Genomic DNA, 20,102 nt, shown 5'->3' with positions numbered 1-20,102 from the left:
AGACCAACGATGAGCACATGGAACAACGCGATGCGCGCGCTCGCGTGCATCGCCTGCGCGCTGCTGCTGGCTGCCTGCGGCGCGCGCAGCGGCCCCGAGGCCGAGCTGGTCGGCGTCTATGCCGTGAAGCAGGGCGGGGCGCTCAAGGAACTGATCAAGATCGAGCGCAAGGACGGGCGCTACGTGCTGCGCGACAAGGTGCGCACGCCCGAATGGAGCGAGCCGAAGCTGCAGCTCGCGCCGGCCACGCGCGACGACTGGCAACGCATCACCACCGACACCGCGCAGACGGCCTTCGTCGGCATGAAGAGCGAGCAGCTCGCGCTGTTCAAGGTGCCGCCGGGCTGGGAGAAGAACGGCTTCCGGACCTCGACCGGCTACTTCCTGTTCTATTCGCACGGACCGGTCGAGGCCTACAAGCTCTGAGCGCGCCCGCGTGGGCGCGGGTTCAGGCTGGCAACGCGAATGTCGCGACCGCGGTCGCGAGCGTCTGGCCGGTGGAGGCCAGGTCCATGGTCACGCGCGCGAAGGCCAGCGAGCGGCCCGAGCGCACCAGCTCGGCATGCGCGAGCACGTCCTCGCCGCCGCCCGCGCGCATGAAGGTCATGTGCAGGTCGACCGTGGCGATCGGGCGGCGCCCGCGGCCGTCGGTCCAGATCGCGAAGCACATCGCGCTGTCGGCCAGCACCGAGAGCGCCTGGCCGCCGAAGATGTTGCCCTCGCGCGTGGCCTGCTCGCCGGCCGGCATGCGCAGCGTGGCCTTGCCTTCGCCCAGCGATTCGACGCTGATGCCGAGGCTGCGCACGCAGCCCGGCAAGGCGGTGGCGAGGACGTCCCTGGCTTCTTCGAGGGTGAACGCGGTCATGGCTGGAGGTCTTTCCGTGGTCGATGCGGTGGAGGGGAGCCGCGCGCCGGCGCGGCGAAGGCCGGCAGCGTACCGCACCGGCGCGCCGCGATCGATTCCACGAAAGAGATAGTCAGCCGCGCGCCGCTTCGAGGAAGGCCAGGATCTCTTCGCCGAGCCACTGCTCGCCGCTGTCGAAGTGGGCCATGACCGAGACGTGGTTGTGCCCGGGCACGCTCAGGTGGCGCGGGGCGATGCCCTGGGCCTTGGCCATGCGCCAGGCGAACTCCGTCGCGTAGACGTCGAGCAGCGGGTTCTCGTACTCGGCATGCACGACGAAGGTGGGCAGCGCCAGCCGGTGGGCATGGGCCATCGGCGACCGGCCCTCGTAGGCCGCGGTGTCGTCGCCGAAATAGGCGCGCACGCCGGCCGCGTTCGGGTTCTCGGGCCGCGCGTCGGCGCGCAGCCGCGCCGACACCAGCACCAGCGCGCGCAGATGCCGGCCCATGAAGCCGAGCGAGGGATCGCAGGCATAGCTGGCCGCATGCGTGCCGCCGGCCGAATGCCCGATCAGGCAGATCGCATGGGGATCGCCGCCGTGCTCGGCCGCATGGCGCGCGACCCAGTCGCAGGCCGCGGCCACGTCGAACGCGCCCTGCGGATGCATGGCCTCGGGCGCGAGCCGGTATTCGACGTTGATGCCCACGCAGCCCCGGCGCGCGAACCAGCGCAGCACGTTGCCGTACATCGCGGCATTGATGTCCTTGGCGCCGCGCACGAAGGCGCCGCCGTGCACGAACACGATCACCGGCGCGGCCCGTGCGCCGCGCGGCCGGTAGACGTCGAGCACCTGCCGCGGATGCGTGCCGTAGGGCAGGTCGTGGACGATCTCGCAGCCGTCCGCGGGCGCGGCCAGCAGCAGCGGCAGGTAGGCGGCCTTCACGGGGTCGCCGGCCGCGCGGATGTCGGCCTGCCAGGCCGGGCCGGTCTCGCGCAGCATCCGGTCGATGGCTTCGGAGCGTCCGTCGGGGCGCATGCCGTCTTCAGTCGGCACGGAAGGCCGAGGCCTCGACCTCGATGCGCCAGGCCGGCTGCGCGAGCGCCTGCACCACGAGCAAGGTCGAGGCCGGGCGCGCCTCGCCGAGGAAGCCGGCGCGCACCGGGCCGAGCCGCGGCAGGTCGGCGGCGTCGGTCAGGAAGGTCGTGACCTTGACCAGGTGCGACACGTCCATGCCGGCCGCGCGCAGCACGGCCACGAGGTTGGTCCAGGCCTGCCTGGCCTGCGCCTCGAAGCTCTCTGGCAGCGTGCCGTCGGCTGCGGTGCCGATCTGGCCCGCGATGTGCAGCCAGCGGCCGGGGCCCTGGGTGACGATGCCGTGGCTGTAGGCGCCGACCGGCGGCGCGACGTCCCCGGGTGCGAGGCGGGTGGCGGCGGTGTGCGTCATCAATGCACCGCGCCGTCGAGTTCGGGAATGAACGGGATCTCGACGCCATAGGCGCCGATGTCCTCGCGGATCTTGTCGACCCCGCGCTTGATGATGCCCATCTCCTCGTCGGGATGGGTGGCGCCCAGGCCATGGTCGGCCGCCAGCGCGCGGTTGCGGCCCGAGCGCCGGCGTTCGTCCTCGGGCAGGTTGACCACCGCGTAGACGCCGTTGAGCAGGCTGCCGCGCAGCTTCTTCGCCACCTTCTCGCCGATGGTGCGCTTCTCGTCGGCCGGCAGCTCGCTGAAGAAGCGCCGCATGATGATGCGGCCGAACTGGATGTGACGCGCCTCGTCGCGCAGGATCAGCCGGCAGGCCTCGCGGATCGAGCCGAAGCGCGCGTTCTCGTAGCGCGCCTGCAGCAGTTCGCCCGAGAGCTGCTCGAACAGCGTGTTGACCGAGAGGCCCGCGAAGAAGCTCATCGCCTTCTCGTCCTTCTCGTCGTGGAAGCGCGGAATGATGTCGCGGAAGTAGTCGGCCCGCGGCGTGGGCTCGTAGGCCGCGAGGTGCTCGGCGATGCGGAAGCTGGCCTCGTGGTGGCGGAACTCCTCGGCGATGAAGTTCGTGATGTGCTGCTTGATCTCGAAGGGCTGGTGGCCAAAGATCGCCTCGCGCAGCCGCTCGGCGCCATAGGGCGTGGCGCCGTGCTCCATCCAGGCGCGCAGGCTCCACCATTCGGCGCCGGCCTGGCGCACCTCGGGCGGCAGCTCGGCCTCGCGCAGGTCGCTGTAGTCGATGTCGGCCACCGGGTCCCAGGCCAGTTCGCGCGCCTGGGTGCACAGGCGCCAGACCTCGGGGTATTCGACCTTCGAGACCACGGGATAGGGGTTCGGCACGGAAGGGATCTCTTCGAGCAGCGAGGCTTGCATGGGCGGTGTCCGTCGTGGGTTGGGGGAAAGGCCATGCTAGGAAGCCCGCGCTCATACATCCAATACTGTTTAAAGTGGCTCGTCATTCGCCGCAGCTATCTCCACGCCCATGTTCGAATTCAGACAACTGCGCCAGTTCGTGGTGCTGGCCGAGGAACTGAACTTCGGCCGCGCCGCGATCCGGCTCCACATGTCGCAGCCGCCGTTGAGCGTGGCGATGCGCAATCTCGAGGAGCAGCTCGGCGCGGTTCTGTTCGACCGCAGCCGGCACCACGTGCGGCTCACGCCCGCGGGCCAGGTCTTCCACAAGGACGCGCAGCGCCTGCTGCAGCAGGCCCAGGCGGCCGGCGAACGCGCGCGCCGCGCGGCACAGGGGCTCGAGGGCTCGCTGCGGCTCTCGTTCGTGCCGAGCGCGGCGCTCGACGTGCTGCCCGCGATCTTCAAGCGCTTCCAGCACGACTACCCGACCGTGCAACTGCGCCTCACGGCCGAGACCACCGCGCGCCAGCTCGAGGACCTGCGCAAGGGCGAGGTCGAACTCGCGCTGGTGGTGGGCCCGGTCTACGAATCGCGCGGGCTGGTGCTGGTGGACCTGCAGGCGCAGAAGTTCGTGATCGCCGTGCCGCGCAGCCATCCGCTGGCGGCGCAGCGCTCGGTGAAGATCGCGGCGCTGGCGGCCGAATCCTTCATCTCGTTCCCGGCCGCGGAAGGCGCGGGCTTCGTCGCCGCGCTGCTCGGCGCCTGCCAGTCGGCGGGCTTCCTGCCGAAGGTGGTGCAGGAGGCCGCGCAGATGCAGTCGATCCTCACGCTGGTCGCGGGCGGCCTGGGCATCGCGCTGGTGCCGGCCGCGATGCGCGTGCTCGCGATGGCCGACGTCGCCTTCCTCGAGATCGCGGGCTCGCGGCCGCCGCCGACCTACAGCCTGGTGTTCGCGCATGCGAGCGGCAACGACAACCCGGTGGTGCAGTCGTTCCTGGCGGTGGCGAAGAAGGCGGTGGAGGGGGCGGCGCGTTGAGTACGCGCCGGCTCTGCCGCCTCAACCCGGAATGTCGGGCTCCACCAATTGCGCCAGCGCCACCAGCGACTCCTGCCAGCCCAGGTAGCACATCTCGACCGGAATCATCTCGGGAATGCCTTCCTGCACGATGGCCACGTCGGTGCCGCAGGACACGGCGGTCAGCGTGACGGTGGTCTTCATCGTGCCCGGCAGGTTGGGGTCGTCGAAAGTCGCGTCGTAGGCCACGCGCTGGCCCGGCACCAGCTCGAGGTACTTGCCGCCGAACGAATGGCTGTGCCCCGAGCTGAAGTTGCTGAAGGACATGCGCCAGCTGCCGCCGACCACCGGCTCCATCTGGTGGACCTTGCCGGTGAAGCCGAAGGGCGGCAGCCAGCGTTCGAAGGCGCCGGGTTCGGTGAAGGCGCGGTAGAGGCGCTCGGGCGGGGCGCGCAGCACGCGGTGCAGACGGACGGTGTGGGTAGCCATGGTGTGTTCTCCTGGTGAAGTGGTGCGGAGGACGACCCTCCATTGACACGACGGATGAGCCTGCGGCACATCGACATGGGGCGACAAATATTTTTCGCGACGGCTCAGCGCGCGTTCGGATCGAAGAGCGCGGCAATGAAACGCCAGACGAGGCGGCGGATCTCGATGAGCAGGAAGAGGGCGATGCCGCCGATGGCGAAGCCGATGCCCTCGTTGGCGTGGCCGGACATCCACGCGATCAGCCCGACGATCAGCAGCACGGCGCAGACGATGCGAATCCCGTTGTGCTGGAGCCGGGCCACCTTCTGCTGCTTGCGCGCCTCGTGCTCGGCGCGCTCGATCTGCGCATGGAGGTCGGCGGTGGTGGCCTGCACTTCCTGGCGAAGCAGCGTCGGGTCCCGGCCGCCCAGCACCGAGCGCAACGCATGGCTGGCCTCTTCCGAGAGGCTGTCGCCGCGGGTGACGAGCAGGTACGAGAGTTCTTCGTCGCTCATCCTGGCGTAACGGTCGAGAAAATATGCGGTCTGTGCCTGGTCCAAATGCAGGGCCCTCCTGCCGGCAGATTACCGCAGGACCGTGACCGCGGGCCCGGCGGCGGGTCCCGGGCTTTCGCCGGCGTGATGGCTATAGCCACCGGTGATTCATTTCATATATGAACGCCGGCCAGTGAACGTATTGGACAGACCGCCGCCCCCGTTCGCACCATGCGGTTCCCAACATGGAGTCCCCCCGATGAATCTCCCTCGCACGCTGCTCGCGGGCCTGCTGCTCCTTGCCGCCGGCATCGCCGCGCCGGCCCTGGCCCAGGGCTTTCCCGATCGTCCGGTGACGCTGGTCGTGCCCTATCCGGCCGGCGGCTCGGCCGACATCCTGGCGCGCACGGTGGGACAGAAGCTGGCGGCGCAGCTCGGGCAGCCGGTGGTGATCGAGAACAAGGGCGGCGCCGGCACGGCGATCGGCGCGCGCTTCGTCGCGGAAGCGAAGCCCGACGGCTACACGCTGCTGCTCGGCACGGTGAGCTCGCAGGCCATCAACCCGGCGATGTCCAAGGTCGGCTACGACCCGGTGAAGGACTTCGTGCCGGTCAGCGCGCTGGCGTCGATCCCGTTCGTGCTGGTGGCCCATCCGGGCGCGCCCTACGGCAGCGTGGCCGAACTGCTCGCGGCGGCCCGGCAGGCGCCGGGATCGATCAGCTACGCATCGGCCGGCCCCGGCACCTCGAACCACCTGGCCGGTGAGATGCTCGCCTCGGCCGCGAAGCTCAAGCTGCTGCACGTGCCCTACCGCGGCAGCGCGCCGGCGCTGGCCGACGTGCTCGCGGGCCACGTGCCGCTGATGTTCGACCTGCAGACCACCTCGCTGCCCAATATCGCGACCCACAAGCTCAAGCCGCTGGCCGTGACCGGCAGCCGGCGCAGCCCGCTGCTGCCCGAGGTGCCCACGGTGGCCGAGAGCGGGCTGCCGGGCTTCGAGGTCAGCGCCTGGTTCGGCGTGTTCGCGCCCGCGAAGCTGCCGCCGCCGGTGCGCCAGCAACTCTCGGCCGCCATGGCCAAGGTGCTCGAGGACCCGGCGCTGGCGCAGCGGCTGCGCGACATCGGCGCCGAGCCCGATCCGCGCAACGCCGCGCAGTTCACCGCCTATGTCGCCGAGGAAGCCGGCAAGTACGCGGCGGTGGTGAAGACCGCGGGTCTCGCGCCCTGACCGCTGCCTGACGAGCGCGCCGGCCGGCGCACCGAAACGGCCGATACCGGCGAGAATCCGGCCGCATTCACTGCCGCCAAGGTTCCCGTGTTCCAACGCCTTTCCATTGCCGTCCGCACGATGGCCTTCGTGGCCGCCGTGTGCCTCGCGCTCGTGGCGCTCGACGTCTGGCACAGCTGGGAGTCGCGCACGGCGCTGCTCGAGCAGATGGGCGTGGCGACGGCGAACCTCTCGCGCGCGCTGGCGCAGCAGGCCGACGACACGATCAAGCAGGCCGACACGGTGCTGATCGGCGTGGTCGAGCGCCTCGAGAACGACGGCGCGGGCCCGGCCCAGGTCGAGCGGCTGCGCCGGGTGCTGGCCGCGCAGGCGGCCGAGCTGCCGCAGATCGACGCGCTGCACGTCTACGACCAGGACGGCAACTGGGTCGCGAACTCGCGCGCGGTGCCGCCGCAGAACCTCAACAACGCGGACCGCGAGTACTTCGTGTTCCACCGCACGCACGCCGACCGCGGGCCGCACATCGGCATTCCCGTGAAGAGCCGCACCAGCGGCAAGCTGCTGATCCCGGTGTCGCGCCGCATCGACCATCCCGACGGCGGCTTCGCGGGCGTGGCGCTCGCGAGCATCGACGTCGACTTCTTCCTCCGCTTCTACGACAGCCTCGACATCGGCAAGGCCGGCGCCGCGGCGCTGATCCTCGACAGCGGCACGATGATGGTCCGACGGCCCTACGGGCCCGAGATGGTGGGGCGCGACATGCGCGACTCGGAACTGTTCCGCGCCTACAAGGCCAACGGCCCGGTCGGCACCGCCTACATCAAGTCGGCGCAGGACGGGGTGCTGCGGCTCAACAGCTTCCGGCGCCTCGACAACTACCCGCTGTTCGTGGGCGCGGCGCTGTCCAAGGACGAGATCCTCGCCGGCTGGTGGAAGGACACCTTCTGGCATTCGGGCGGCGTGCTGGCGCTCAGTGCCGTGGTCGCCTTCGTCGGCCTGGGGCTGGTGCGCCAGATCGAGCGGCGCACGCGCACCGAGGCCGAGCTGCTGCGCGCGCGCGACGCGCTCGAGGCGCTCAACAAGACGCTCAACACGCTGGCGATGGAGGACGGCCTGACGGGCCTGGCGAACCGGCGCCAGTTCGACGTCACGCTCGACACCGAGTTCGGCCGCGCGGTGCGCAACGCCAGCACGCTGGCGCTGATCCTGCTCGATGTCGACCGCTTCAAGGAATACAACGACATCTACGGCCACACGGCCGGCGACGAATGCCTGCAGAAGATCTGCCGCACCATCGCCAACGTGGCGGCGCGCCGGCCCGGCGACCTCGCGGCGCGCTACGGCGGCGAGGAGCTCGCGGTGCTGCTGCCGGGCACCGACGTCGAGGCGGCCGCGCTGCTGGCCGAGCGCATCCGCGCCGCGGTGCGCGCGCTCGAGATCGAGCATGCCGGCGCCGCCGACGGCTTCGTCACCCTGAGCGCGGGCGTCGACGCGCTGCGGCCCGAGGCCGGCAGCGTGCAGCCCAAGGAGCTGGTGCGCGGCGCCGACAAGGCGCTGTACGTGGCCAAGTCGGGTGGGCGCAACCGCGTGTGCACCAACGAGACACCGGTGACCTGAACACTTGCGTACTCAGGAGTCCCGCCGGGTAGCGGGCCCTCGCGCGGCGCTCTACGATCGTGCATCCCGCGCGCCGCGATGGCATCGCCATTCCGGCGCGCCGCCCAACCCAACAACAGGAAAAGAACAAGCCATGTCATTCGCCGAAGTCGCCTTGCCCGAGCAGCTCGTGCGCGCGCTCGATGCGCAGAGCCGGATGCCGATCACGCGGATCGGCGAGGCGCTGGTCGCGCTGGGCATGATCACCGGCGACCAGCTCGCCGCCGGGCTGCGCCAGCAGCGCCGCGAACCATTGGTGCCGCTGGGCGAGACGCTGGTGCGCATGGGCGCCGTGAGCCGCGGCCAGCTGCAGACCGCGCTGGTGCGCAAGATGGGCTATCCGCTGGTCAACCTGCATGTGTTCCCGCCCGCGGCCGAGGCGCTGCGCAAGGTGGGCCACGCGGTGGCGCGGCGGCTGCAGGTCATGCCGCTGATGCTGCACGAGGGGCGGCTGGTGATCGCGATCGACGATCCCACGAGCCGCTATTCGGTGATCGACGAAGTGCAGTTCGTCGCGCAGATGAAGGTGATCCCGGTCGTGGGCCAGTGCCTGGACCTCGACAGCGTGCTGGCCGCGGCCTACGAGAAGATCGGCGACGTGGCCGACGGCGGTGGCGGCGGCGCGGCCAATCTCGACCCGATGCGCCCGCTCGAGTTCGACATGGCCGGCACCAGCGAGCTGCTGCAGACGCTCGAGAAGGAGGGCCCGGCGCCGGCGCCCACGGAGTCGCCGATCGAGCAGTCGGACAACTCGCTGGTGCGCATGATCAACAGCATGATCCAGGAGGCGCATCGCGACGGCGCCTCGGACATCCACATCGAGAGCTACCCGGGCCAGGAGAAGACGCGCATCCGCTTTCGCCGCGACGGGCTGCTCTACACCTACCTCGAGCTGCCGCCCAGCTACCGCAACGCGATCGTGGCGCGCGTGAAGATCATGTGCGACCTCGACATCAGTGAGAAGCGCAACCCGCAGGACGGCAAGATCAACTTCGCCAAGTACTCGCCGCAGCACAAGATCGAGCTGCGCGTGGCGACCATTCCCACCAACAACGGCCTGGAAGACGTGGTGATGCGGATCCTGGCCTCGGCCAAGCCGCTGCCGATGCAGTCGCTGGGCCTGTCGCCCGACAACCTGCGGCGCCTGACCCACGCGGTGGAGCGGCCCTACGGCATGGTGCTGTGCGTGGGGCCCACGGGCTCGGGCAAGACCACCACGCTGCATTCGGCGCTCATGCACATCAACACGCCCGAGCGCAAGATCTGGACCGCCGAGGACCCGGTGGAGATCACGCAGAACGGGCTGCGCCAGGTGCAGATCAATCCGCGCATCGGCTGGACCTTCGCCAAGGCGCTGCGCGCCTTCGTGCGCGCCGATCCCGACGTGATCATGGTCGGTGAGATCCGCGACGAGGAGACCGCGAAGACCGCGATCGAGGCCTCGCTGACCGGCCACCTGGTGCTGTCGACCCTGCACACCAACAGCGCGCCCGAGACCGTGACGCGCCTGCTCGACATGGGCATGGACCCGTTCAACTTCGCCGACTCGCTGCTCGCGGTGCTGGCGCAGCGGCTGGTGCGCCGCATCTGCGGCCACTGCGTGCGCAGCGCGCCCGCGAGCGAGGAGGCGGTCGAGGAACTGCTGGCCGACTACCTGCACGCCTTCCCGGCCGAGGAGATCCCGGCGCGCCGGCAGGCCACGCTCGATGGCTGGCTGCAGCGCTTCGGCCGCGACGGGCGGCTGCACCTGCACAGCGGCGCGGGCTGCGAGCACTGCGCGAAGACGGGCTTTCGCGGCCGCGTCGGCATCCACGAGCTGATGACGGTCTCGAAGGAGCTGCGCCGGCTGGTGCAGAGCGGGGCGCGCGCCGAGGAGCTGCTGCAGGCGGCGCTGAAGGAAGGCATGCGCACGCTGCGTCAGGACGGCATCGAGAAGGTGCTGGCGGGCCAGACCACGATCGAGGAAGTGCGCGCGACCAGCAACGCCTGAGAAGGTGCGAATGAACCTGCTGCGCGCCCCGATCTCGCATCTGCGGTCCTCGCCGTACGTCAGTACGGCTGCGGTCCTCGACGCGACCTCGGGGCGCTCGCGACGGTTCCTTCACACCTTCTGAGCGGACACCTCAATCGAACTGCCCGCTGGCCAGCGCCGCCGCTGCCGCGCGGGTCTCCACGCCGAGCTTCTCGAAGATGTGCTCGAGGTGCTTGTTCACCGTGCGCGGGCTGGTGCCGAGGATCTCGCCGATGTCGCGGTTGGTCTTGCCCTTGGCGAGCCATGACAGCACCTCGGTCTCGCGCGGCGTGAGCGCGGCCTCGGCCAGCCGCGCCGACGAGGCGCCGCCCGCGCCCTCGCGCTGCACCGCGAACAGCAGCATGGTCTCGCCCAATGCGGCCGCGCCGAGGTTGCGCACCGACAGCCGGATGCCGGCCGCCGTGACCACGCCGAGGGTGGCGCCGGGCGCCAGCGCGGCCTCGAGCGCGCGCGGCAGCAGGCCCGGCGCGCGCGCCTCGCCCAGCGCATGCAGCCACAGGCCGGCCTGCGGCGAGCGCCAGGCGACGCGCCCGCGCGCGTCGACGAAGACCACGCCCATGCCGGCCACGTCGACCGCGTCGCGCGCCATGCGCGTGATGCGGGCGTTGCGTGCGTGGGTGTGCAAGCGCGCCAGCACCTCCTGCGCGCGGATCGGTTTCACCACGTAGTCGACGCCGCCGCATTCGAAGCCCTCGACCACGTCGGCGGTTTCCGAGAGGCCGGTCATGAAGATCACGGGGATGTGCGCGAGCGCCGCGTCGGCCTTGATGCGGCGGCAGGTCTCGAAGCCCGAGAGGCCGGGCATCATGCCGTCGAGCAGGATGGCGTCGGGCACCACCAGTTCGAGCCGCTGCAGCGCCGATTCGCCGTCGGCCGCCACCAGCACGGTGTAGCCGCTGGCCTCGAGCGTGTCGCACAGCATGCCGAGGCTGCTGGGGGCGTCGTCCACCACCAGCACCACGGGGCGTTCGGCTTCAGGAAGGGGAGGCGAGGGTGTCTGCATCTTCGGCGAGGGCCTTGCGGAGGGAGTCGAGTTCGAAGCGCGCGACCATGCCGCGCAGCCAGGTGCAGGTGGCGGCCGCGCCGGGCGACTGGGCGGCCAGCCGGTCGAGCGCCTGGTGCAGGCCGCGCACGTGGCCCATCTGCACCAGCCGCATCAGCTCGGCGCGGTCGTCCTCGCCGAGCAGCAGCCGCGGCGGGCGAACCGGTGCGAGTTCTTCGTCGGCCCGCGGGCGCAGCGCGTCGGCGGCATCGAGCCATTCGAGGCCGAGGTGGCGCTCGAGCGTGGCGATCAGTTCGGACTCGATCACCGGCTTGCCCACGAAGGCCTGGCAGCCCGCGGCGCGCAGCCGCTCGGCCTGGTTCTCGAACATGTTGGCCGAGACGATGATGATCGGCAGCGCATCGAAGCCCGAGGCGCGCACCAGGCTCGCGGTCTGCCAGCCGTCGAGGTCGTCCATGCTGAGGTCGAGCAGGATCGCCGAGGGCAGTTCCTCGCGCAGGCTGTCGAGGCACTCGGTGCCGCTCGCGGCCTCGCGCACCTCGAAGCCCAGCGGCGCGAGCATGCCGGCCAGCATCTGGCGCTGCACGGGCTGGTCGTCCACCACCAGCAGCGTGCGGCGCTCGCCGAGGTAGCCCGACACCGGCTGGCGCAGCGCGCCGGCCTTGGCCTGCGGGCCGGGGTCGGCCACCGCGCGCAGGTAGACGCGCACGCTGAAGGTGCTGCCGGCCGAGGAGGTGGCGGCCAGCTTGAGCTCGCCGCCCATCAGCGAGGTCAGCAGGCCGGTGATCGTGAGGCCCAGCCCGGTGCCGGGCTCGCCGCGCCGGCGTCCCGCGGCACCGCGCTCGAACGGCAGGAAGATGCGCTGGTGGTCCTGCGGCGCCACGCCGATGCCGGTGTCGATCACGTCGAAGCGCAGCACCTCGCGGCGCGCGTCCACGTGCAGCGTGACGGTGCCGCTGTCGGTGAAGCGCACGGCATTGGTCAGCAGGTTGATGAGGATCTGGCGCAGCCACTTGGCGTCGGCATGCACCCAGGGCGGCAGCCGCCCGGCGTGGGTGTAGACGAAGGCCAGGCCCTTGTTCTCGGCCTGCGGCCGCACCATGTGCACCACCTGGTCGAGGAAGGCCGGCAGCGCCAGCGGCGCCGGCTCGAGCTGCAGCCGGCCGGCCTCGATGCGCGCCAGGTCGAGCAGGCCGTCGATCAGCCCCAGCATGTGCTCGCCGCTGCGGTGGATGGTCTGCACCGCCTCGCGCGGCGGCAGCGCGGCATCGCCCTTGAGCAGGATCTGCGAGTAGCCCAGGATGCTGTTGAGCGGCGTGCGCAGCTCGTGCGTCATGCCGGCCACGTAGCGCGTCTTGGCCTGGTTGGCCGCCTCGGCCGCCTCCTTGGCCGCCTGCAGCGCGGCATCGGTGCGCTGGTGGGCCTCGATCTCGAGCGTGAGCAGGTGGTTGTGGCGGTTCGATTCCTCCTGCGCCATCTGCCGGCTCTCGCTGCCCAGCACCACCCACCAGGCCGCCACCGCCGCCACCAGCGACAGCAGGGTGAAGACCTTGAGGAAGGCGTCGCGCAGCCGCGGATCGATCGCGCTGGCGCCGGTGATCGCCTCCTGCGCATAGACCACGCCCATCACCGTGGCCAGCAGCGCCACCAGCGAGGCCGCCACCATCAGGTAGTGGGCGACGCGGAAGTTGAGCCGCGCCGACAGCGCCGGCGGCAGCAGCGACTGCAGCCAGCCGCTCATCTGCTCGGCCGCGCGCGAGTCGGTCTTGCAGCGGTCGTGGCAGCGCGACTCGAGCGTGCAGCACAGCGAGCAGATCGGCGCGCTGTAGGCCGGGCAATGCGCCATGTCCTCCGATTCGAAGCCGTTGTCGCAGACCGAGCACTTGACGATCTGGCCCGGCGTCCAGTGCGCGATGTCGCGCCGCGCGAGGTAGTAGCGCCCGCGCGTGCGCCAGGCCAGCAGCGGCGAGACCGCGAGCGCGGTGGCCAGCGCGATGAAGGGCGAGAAGGAGCGCGCCCACTGGCCGATGGCGCCCGAGTAGGCCAGCATCGCGAGCGCCGCCGCCACCAGCGTGGCGACCAGGCCCACGGGGTTGATGTCGTAGAGATGGGCGCGCTTGAACTCGATGGTCTTCGGGCTCCAGCCCAGCGGCTTGTTGATGACCAGGTCGGCCACCAGCGCGCCGACCCAGGCGATCGCGATGTTGCTGTAGAAGCCCAGCACGTGCTCGAGCGCGGCGAACACGCCCAGCGCCATCAGCAGGATCGCGATCACCACGTTGAACACCAGCCACACCACCCGGCCCGGATGGCTGTGCGTGAGCCGCGCGAAGAAGTTCGACCAGGCCAGCGAGCCGGCATAGGCGTTCGTCAGGTTGATCTTCATCTGCGAGACCACCACGAACAGCACCGTGATGCCGAGGATCCAGGCCGGGTCGCGCAGCACGTAGGCGAAGCCCGTGAGGTACATCTGCGTCGGCTCGATCGCGTGGTTGGCCGGGATCTCGTGCTGCAGCGCGAGGAAGGCCAGGAAGGCGCCGCCCATCATCTTGAGCATGCCCGGCACGATCCAGCCCGGCCCGGCCACCAGCACCGCGGTCCACCAGCGCGCGCGGTTGGCGGCCGTCTTCTCGGGCAGGAAGCGCAGGTAGTCGACCTGCTCGCCGATCTGCACCACCAGCGAGAAGGCGACCGTGGCGGCGGCGCCGAACATCAGCGGATCGAAGCCGCTGCTGTTGGAGACCCGGCCCACGAGGCCGGTGAAGTCGGCATAGAGCTCGGGCTTCTTCACGAGCACCGCGACGAAGGGGCAGACGAACAGCACGATCCAGATCGGCTGCGTCCACAGCTGCAGCCCCGAGATCAGCGTGATGCCGCGCGCCACCAGCGGAATGATGACCAGCGAGGACACCAGGTAGAGCAGCCACAGCGGCCAGTCGAGGTACATCTGCAGCGCGAGCGCGAGGATGGCGGCCTCGAGCGCGAAGAAGATGAAGGTGAAGCTCGCGTAGATCAGCGAGGTGAGGGTGGAGCCCAGGTAGCCGAAGCCGGCGCCGCGCGTGAGCAGGTCCATGTCGACGCCGTGGCGCGCCGCGTAGTAGGAGATCGGCAGGCCCGTGAGGAAGGTGATCAGCCCCACCACCAGGATCGCCCACAGCGCGTTCGAGAAGCCGTAGCTCAACGCGATCGCGCCGCCGATGGCCTCGAGCGCGAGGAAGGACGTGGCGCCGAAGGCCGCGTTCGCGACCCGGAACTCCGACCACTTGCGGAAGCTGCGCGGCGTGTAGCGCAGCGCGTAGTCCTCCAGCGTCTCGTTCGCGACCCAGGCGTTGTAGTCGCGTCGGATGCGGAAGATCTTCTGCCCGCTCACGGAATTGACGGAAGGCATCGGGGTGTCTCGTGGAGACGGCGACGGCGAGGGGATCGGCATGGTGCAGCTGCATTGCAAGAAGCGCTCCGTGCCCGCCGTGCGCCCCCCGGTCCGTCGTCGTCGGTCCCGCGAGTCTGCGGGCAGGCGATGCGCAGGCCGCTACGTTGAATGACGTATTCGCGCAGCGGCCAGTGATTTCTAAAGTTCCAGCCATGGTGCCAGCCGCACCGTCCGATGCACTTCGATGGTGCGCGGCCTGTACTTTCCTCAACCTGCTGGAGTTCTTCGATGTCGCGTGATTCCGATCTTTCCCTCGATGCCCTGGCATTGCGTCGCCGCCGCCTGCTGCAAGGCGCCGCCGCGCTGCCCGTGATGGGCCTGAGCGGCCTGAGCTTCGGCCAGGGCCAGTTCCCCACGGCCAAGGTCAACACCACCAAGCTCGCCGTGACCGACACCGAGGTGACGGTGGGCCAGTTGCATTCGTCCACCGGCACGATGGCGATCTCGGAGACCGGCTCGATCCAGGCCGAGCAGCTCGCGATCGACCAGATCAACGCGATGGGCGGCATCCTGGGCCGCAAGATCAAGGTCATCAAGGAGGACGGCGCCTCCGACTGGCCGACCTTCGCCGAGAAGTCGAAGAAGCTGCTGGTCAACGACAAGGTCGCGGCCGTCTTCGGCTGCTGGACCAGCGCCTCGCGCAAGGCCGTGCTGCCGGTGTTCGAGAAGGAGAACGGCCTCCTGTATTACCCGACCTTCTACGAAGGCCTGGAGCAGAGCAAGAACGTGATCTACACGGGCCAGGAAGCGACGCAGCAGATCATCTGGGGCCTGGACTGGGGCGCGAAGGAGAAGAAGGCGAAGACCTTCTTCCTCGTCGGCTCCGACTACATCTGGCCGCGCACCTCGATGAAGATCGCGCGCAAGCACATCGAGAACTTCCAGAAGGGTTCGGTCAAGGGCGAGGAGTACTACCCGCTGGGCCACACCAACTTCAACTCGCTGATCAACAAGATCAAGGTCGCCAAGCCCGACTGCATCTTCGCGGCGGTGGTGGGCGGCTCGAACGTGGCCTTCTACAAGCAGCTCAAGGCCGCGGGCATCACGGGCGACAAGCAGTTCCTGCTGACCCTGGCCGTGACCGAGGACGAGATGACCGGCGTGGGCGGCGAGAACTTCGCGGGCTTCTACTCGTCGATGAAGTACTTCCAGTCGCTCGACAACGAGAACAACAAGAAGTTCGTGGCCGCCTTCAAGGCCAAGTACGGCAAGGACGCGGTGATCGGCGACGTGACGCAGGCCGGCTACCTCGGCCCGTGGCTGTGGAAGGCGGCGGTCGAGAAGGCCGGCAGCTTCGACGTCGACAAGGTGGTGGCGGGCTCGCCGGGCATCGAACTCAAGACCGCGCCGGAAGGCTACGTGAAGCTCGACGCGAACCATCACCTGTGGAGCAAGGCGCGCATCGGCCAGGGGCAACCGGACGGGACGTTCAAGGTGGTGGCGGAGTCGGCCGAACTGATCAAGCCGGATCCGTTCCCCAAGGGCTACCAGTAATCCCCCAACTGCCTGCCTTCTCGCCTTTCTCCCTCCCCCTCTGGGGGAGGGCAGGGGTGGGGGCAAGCGGCGTGCCCATGGCCATCGCCGCATGCCCCCATCCCGACCTTCCCCCAGAGGGGGAAGGAGCAACTACCCCAACACCTGGAACTGTCGCCATGACGCTGTCGGACATGTGGAACATCGGCCTGATGCAGGGCTTCGCGGGGCTGAGCCTCTTCGCGGTGCTGCTGCTCATGGGCCTGGGGCTCGCGATCATCTTCGGCCAGATGGGCGTCATCAACATGGCGCACGGCGAGTTCATGACCATCGGGGCCTACTCGGTCTTCCTCGCGGCGCAGGTCACCGAGCACCTGGCACCGGCCTTCATGCCGTACTACTTCCCGATCTCGATCGCGCTGGCCTTCGTGTTCGCCTTCATCGTCGGCTGGCTGGTGGAGTGGGCGCTGATCCGCCATCTCTACAAGCGGCCGCTCGACACGCTGCTCGCGACCTGGGGCGTGAGCCTGGGGCTGCAGCAGATCTTCCGCACCTTCATCGGCCCGAAGGAAGTGAGCCCAACCCTGCCCGAATGGCTGATGGGTTCGTGGACGCCGCACGAGGGCCTCGATATCCCGATCAACGGCATGTTCGTGCTGGTGCTCACGGCGCTGGTCACGGGCGGCGTGCTGATCGCGCTGCACCGGAGCCGCTGGGGCCTGCGGGTGCGCGCCACGGTGGCCAACCGCGTGATGGCCAACGCCACCGGCATCGACACCAAGAAGACCGACCGCCTGACCTTCGCGATCGGTTGCGGCATCGCCGGCGTGGCGGGCGCGGCCTTCACCACCATCGGTTCCACCGGGCCGACCTCGGGCTCGCTCTACATCGTCGACGCCTTCCTGGTAGTCACCTTCGGCGGCGCGGCCAGCCTGCTGGGCACGGTGGTCTCGGCCTTCGGCATCGCGCAGACGCAGTCGGTCTCGGAGTTCTTCATGACCGGCTCGATGGCCAAGGTGCTGACGCTGTCGCTGATCGTGCTGATCCTGATGATGCGGCCGCAAGGTTTGTTCGCCGTCAAGGTGCGTCGCTGACTTTCGCTTTCCCGGAGAACTCCCGATGAATTTCCTCAAGGCCTCGATCCAGCGCTACCAGCTCGGCAGCCTGCTGCTGCTGGTGCTGCTGCTCGCGGTGGTGCTGCCGCTGTCGCTCGACATCTTCCGACTCAACCTGGTGGGCAAGTACCTCACCTATGCCTTCGTCGCCGTGGGGCTGGTGATGGTGTGGGGCTACGGCGGGGTGCTGAGCCTCGGGCAGGGCGTGTTCTTCGGGCTCGGCGGCTACGCGATGGCGATGTTCCTCAAGCTCGAGGCCTCCGACCCGGTGTCGACCAAGATCCAGTCGACGCCCGGCATTCCCGACTTCATGGACTGGAACCAGATCACGGCGCTGCCGGCGTTCTGGCTGCCGTTCAAGAGCCTGCCGCTGACCTTGATCCTGGTGGTGGCGGTGCCGATGGCACTGGCCTGGCTGATCAGCTTCGCGATGTTCAAGCGCCGCGTGGGCGGGGTCTACTTCGCGATCATCACGCAGGCGGTGGCGCTGATCCTCACGGTGCTGATCATCGGCCAGCAGGGCTATACCGGCGGCGTGAACGGCATGACCGACCTGAAGACGATGCTGGGCTGGGACACGCGCACCGACAGCGCGAAGTACATCCTCTACTACGTCTGCGTGGCGCTGCTGGTGGTGGCCATCGTGCTGTGCCGCTGGATCCAGACCAGCAAGCTCGGCACCTTGCTGCTGGCGATGCGCGACAAGGAAGACCGGGTGCGTTTCTCGGGCTACGACGTGTCGAACTTCAAGGTCTTCACCTTCTGCCTGGCGGCCGGGCTCTCGGGCATCGGCGGCGCGATGTTCGCGCTGCAGGTGGGCTTCATGTCGCCGAGCTTCGTGGGCATCGTGCCCTCGATCGAGATGGTGATCTTCTGCGCGGTGGGCGGCCGCATGAGCCTGGTGGGCGCGGTCTACGGTGCGCTGCTGGTGAACGCGGGCAAGACGCTGTTCTCGGAGAGCTTCCCGGACCTGTGGCTGTTCCTGATGGCCGGGCTGTTCATCGGCGTGACGATGGCCTTCCCGATGGGCCTGGCGGGCCTGTGGGAGGAAAAGATCCGCCCGTGGTGGAAGTCGCGCCGCCAGGCGCTGCGCGAGGCCGCGGTCAAGCCGCCGGCGGTGGCCGCGGCTCCGGTCGCGCCCGTATCCGATCCCGAACCCACGCTGCCCGAAGGCGTGGGCAGCCAGCGCGCCTGAACCGGAGACCGACCATGAGCAACACCGACTTCGCGCTCGCCGTGGAAGACCTCAGCGTGTCCTTCGACGGCTTCAAGGCCATCGACGACCTCACGCTCTACATCGACCGCAACGAGCTGCGCGTGATCATCGGCCCGAACGGCGCCGGCAAGACGACGCTGCTCGACCTGATCTGCGGCAAGACGCGCGCGAGCAGCGGCAGCATCAAGTTCAAGAACACGGAGCTGACGAAGATGGCCGAGCACAAGCGCGTGCGGCTGGGCATCGGGCGCAAGTTCCAGACCCCCTCGATCTACGAGAACCTCAGCGTGTTCCAGAACCTCGAGGTGTCGTTTCCCAAGGGCCGCTCGGTGTTCGGCGCGCTGGCCTTCCAGTGCGACGACGAGGTCAAGGCACGCGTGCAGGCAGTGGCGACGGAGATCGGGTTGGCCGACCGGCTCGACACCGAAGCCGGCCTGTTGAGCCATGGCCAGAAGCAGTGGCTGGAGATCGGGATGCTGCTGATGCAGGAACCCGAGCTGCTGATGCTCGACGAACCCATCGCCGGCATGAGCGCGCGCGAACGCGAGCTCACGGCCGAGCTGCTCAAGCGCATCTGCCAGAACCGCGCGGTGATCGTGATCGAACACGACATGGCTTTCGTCAAGCAGATCGCGCACAAGGTGACCGTGATGCACCAGGGAAAGATCCTGGCCGAGGGGCCGATGGAGAAGGTGCAGGCGGATCCGAAGGTCATCGATGTTTATCTGGGGCACTAGATGGTGGCTCGTGTCTTGGTTCTTTCGGGGCGGGCTCACGCCGACGGGGTACTCCCCTCCGCGAATGTCCCCCGGCCTTCGGCCTCCTCCTTTATTTCGCTGCGGGGAGTACCCCGCCGGCGCGCGCCAGACGCGCAGCGCCTGATCGGCCCGCACAACGACTGCGCCCCCGTGCACAGGGCAGTGGGTGCTTCCCGCAGCGAAATAAAGGAGGAGCCGAAGGCGGGGGACATTCGCGGAGGGAAGTACCCGCTGTCCTGTGCACGCGCCCCGAACCGTCGTGCTTCGAACAGCAGCGCCCCCCAAAAAGAACACGCAGGAACAAAGGCCCAACAATGAGCAACATCACCCTCAAGGTAGAAAACCTCCACGTAGCCTACGGCCAGAGCGAAGCCCTGCACGGCATCTCGTTCGAGGGCATGGCCAACGAGACCGTCGCCATCATGGGAAGAAACGGCATGGGCAAGACCACGCTGTTCAAGAGCCTCATGGGCGTGCTCCCCCTCAAGAGCGGCCGCATCGAGGTGGCGGGACAGGACGTCTCGCGCGACGAGAGTTTCAGGCGCGTAGCCAAAGGCATCGCCTACGTGCCACAGGGCCGCATGATCTTTCCGACCCTGACCGTCGAGGAGAACATCGAGACCGGCCTCGAGAACTCCAGGACCCGCCGCATCCCCGAGGAGATCTACGCGCTCTTTCCCGTGCTGTGGGACATGCGCCGGCGCAAGGGCGGCAACCTCTCGGGCGGGCAGCAGCAACAGCTGGCCATCGCACGCGCCCTCGTCACCGATCCCAAGGTGCTGCTGCTCGACGAGCCCACCGAGGGAATCCAGCCTTCGATCATCAAGGACATCGCCAAGGCGCTCAACGAGATCCGCAAGCTGCGCGGACTGACCATCGTCGTGTCGGAGCAGGTGCTGAGCTTCGCGATGGACGTGGCCGACCGCCTGTTCGTGATCGAAGGCGGGCGCCTCGTGCACGAGACCGCGCGCGACAAGACCGACGTCGAGCGCATCAAGGCCTATCTCTCTGTTTAACCACAACCCCAACCAGGAGCCA

Annotated in this window: 18 protein-coding genes; 10 read left to right on the top strand and 8 right to left on the bottom strand. The window is 69.1% G+C overall.

All coding sequences use genetic code 11. From position 1 onward, the window contains the following. Positions 1-9: 9 nt before the first annotated feature. Positions 10-426 (top strand): hypothetical protein, encoded by a 417-nt coding sequence (locus tag AC07RM_RS19385; protein ID WP_495335541.1) that lies wholly within the window; start codon positions 10-12, stop codon positions 424-426. Between the two features lie 22 nt (positions 427-448). Here the strand turns inward: AC07RM_RS19385 and AC07RM_RS19380 are convergent, their stop codons facing one another. The 4 genes from AC07RM_RS19380 to AC07RM_RS19365 form a co-directional block, all read right to left on the bottom strand. Further along, positions 449-865 carry a PaaI family thioesterase gene (locus AC07RM_RS19380; protein ID WP_495335540.1) on the bottom strand — a complete coding sequence of 139 codons (417 nt, stop codon included), beginning with the start codon at positions 863-865 and terminating at the stop codon, positions 449-451. A 112-nt stretch (positions 866-977) separates the two neighbouring features. Next, positions 978-1,880, bottom strand: coding sequence for an alpha/beta hydrolase (locus tag AC07RM_RS19375; protein ID WP_495335539.1), 903 nt, complete (start codon positions 1,878-1,880; stop codon positions 978-980). 7 nt (positions 1,881-1,887) lie between these two features. Further along, the gene (locus AC07RM_RS19370) at positions 1,888-2,289 is read right to left on the bottom strand and encodes a RidA family protein (protein ID WP_495317690.1); all 402 of its coding nucleotides are present in this window, start codon (positions 2,287-2,289) and stop codon (positions 1,888-1,890) included. Continuing rightward, complete coding sequence (locus tag AC07RM_RS19365) at positions 2,289-3,197, bottom strand: ferritin family protein (RefSeq protein WP_208511549.1); 909 nt, start codon at positions 3,195-3,197, stop codon at positions 2,289-2,291. The genes AC07RM_RS19370 and AC07RM_RS19365 overlap by 1 nt, the downstream gene beginning before the upstream one ends. Positions 3,198-3,306: 109 nt before the next feature. On the opposite strand from AC07RM_RS19365, the gene AC07RM_RS19360 reads away from it, so the two are divergent. Beyond that, positions 3,307-4,212: a LysR family transcriptional regulator gene (locus tag AC07RM_RS19360; protein ID WP_296798880.1), complete on the top strand. Its 906-nt coding sequence runs from the start codon at positions 3,307-3,309 to the stop codon at positions 4,210-4,212. Between the two features lie 21 nt (positions 4,213-4,233). Here the strand turns inward: AC07RM_RS19360 and AC07RM_RS19355 are convergent, their stop codons facing one another. Both AC07RM_RS19355 and AC07RM_RS19350 read right to left on the bottom strand, forming a co-directional pair. Beyond that, complete coding sequence (locus AC07RM_RS19355) at positions 4,234-4,680, bottom strand: SRPBCC family protein (protein WP_413763168.1); 447 nt, start codon at positions 4,678-4,680, stop codon at positions 4,234-4,236. A 104-nt stretch (positions 4,681-4,784) separates the two neighbouring features. After that, a complete protein-coding gene (locus AC07RM_RS19350) occupies positions 4,785-5,219 on the bottom strand; it encodes a hypothetical protein (RefSeq protein ID WP_495335538.1) in 435 nt (144 codons plus the stop codon). Between the two features lie 193 nt (positions 5,220-5,412). Between AC07RM_RS19350 and AC07RM_RS19345 the strand changes: the two genes are divergently transcribed. The 3 genes from AC07RM_RS19345 to AC07RM_RS19335 all read left to right on the top strand — a co-directional run bounded on the left by AC07RM_RS19345 (position 5,413) and on the right by AC07RM_RS19335 (position 10,027). Further along, positions 5,413-6,381: a tripartite tricarboxylate transporter substrate binding protein gene (locus AC07RM_RS19345; RefSeq protein ID WP_093344466.1), complete on the top strand. Its 969-nt coding sequence runs from the start codon at positions 5,413-5,415 to the stop codon at positions 6,379-6,381. Between the two features lie 120 nt (positions 6,382-6,501). Further along, complete coding sequence (locus AC07RM_RS19340; RefSeq protein ID WP_495335537.1) at positions 6,502-7,998, top strand: sensor domain-containing diguanylate cyclase; 1,497 nt, start codon at positions 6,502-6,504, stop codon at positions 7,996-7,998. 133 nt (positions 7,999-8,131) lie between these two features. After that, the gene (locus AC07RM_RS19335; protein ID WP_495335536.1) at positions 8,132-10,027 is read left to right on the top strand and encodes a GspE/PulE family protein; all 1,896 of its coding nucleotides are present in this window, start codon (positions 8,132-8,134) and stop codon (positions 10,025-10,027) included. Between the two features lie 133 nt (positions 10,028-10,160). Here AC07RM_RS19335 and AC07RM_RS19330 read toward each other — a convergent pair whose 3' ends face one another. Both AC07RM_RS19330 and AC07RM_RS19325 read right to left on the bottom strand, forming a co-directional pair. Further along, positions 10,161-11,072 carry a response regulator transcription factor gene (locus AC07RM_RS19330; RefSeq protein WP_093344446.1) on the bottom strand — a complete coding sequence of 304 codons (912 nt, stop codon included), beginning with the start codon at positions 11,070-11,072 and terminating at the stop codon, positions 10,161-10,163. Further along, complete coding sequence (locus tag AC07RM_RS19325; RefSeq protein ID WP_495335535.1) at positions 11,044-14,460, bottom strand: hybrid sensor histidine kinase/response regulator; 3,417 nt, start codon at positions 14,458-14,460, stop codon at positions 11,044-11,046. Before AC07RM_RS19325 ends, AC07RM_RS19330 begins: the two co-directional genes overlap by 29 nt. Positions 14,461-14,730: 270 nt before the next feature. Here AC07RM_RS19325 and urtA point away from each other — a divergent pair, with 270 nt between their 5' ends. The 5 genes from urtA (at position 14,731) to urtE (ending at position 20,080) form a co-directional block, all read left to right on the top strand. After that, a complete protein-coding gene (urtA, locus tag AC07RM_RS19320) occupies positions 14,731-15,996 on the top strand; it encodes an urea ABC transporter substrate-binding protein (protein WP_057593105.1) in 1,266 nt (421 codons plus the stop codon). Between the two features lie 158 nt (positions 15,997-16,154). After that, a complete protein-coding gene (urtB, locus tag AC07RM_RS19315) occupies positions 16,155-17,069 on the top strand; it encodes an urea ABC transporter permease subunit UrtB (protein ID WP_093344444.1) in 915 nt (304 codons plus the stop codon). A gap of 25 nt (positions 17,070-17,094) precedes the next feature. Next, complete coding sequence (gene urtC / locus AC07RM_RS19310) at positions 17,095-18,285, top strand: urea ABC transporter permease subunit UrtC (RefSeq protein WP_495335534.1); 1,191 nt, start codon at positions 17,095-17,097, stop codon at positions 18,283-18,285. Positions 18,286-18,299: 14 nt separating this feature from the next. Then, on the top strand, positions 18,300-19,043 hold the full coding sequence (gene urtD / locus AC07RM_RS19305) for an urea ABC transporter ATP-binding protein UrtD (protein ID WP_057593108.1): 744 nt from the start codon (positions 18,300-18,302) through the stop codon (positions 19,041-19,043). A 335-nt stretch (positions 19,044-19,378) separates the two neighbouring features. Continuing rightward, positions 19,379-20,080: an urea ABC transporter ATP-binding subunit UrtE gene (gene urtE, locus AC07RM_RS19300; RefSeq protein WP_495335533.1), complete on the top strand. Its 702-nt coding sequence runs from the start codon at positions 19,379-19,381 to the stop codon at positions 20,078-20,080. The last annotated feature ends 22 nt before the right edge of the window (positions 20,081-20,102 follow it).

The sequence above is a fragment of the Variovorax sp. GW821-FHT09B05 genome (assembly GCF_059418265.1).
This window is presented reverse-complemented; position numbering and strand designations above follow the sequence as displayed.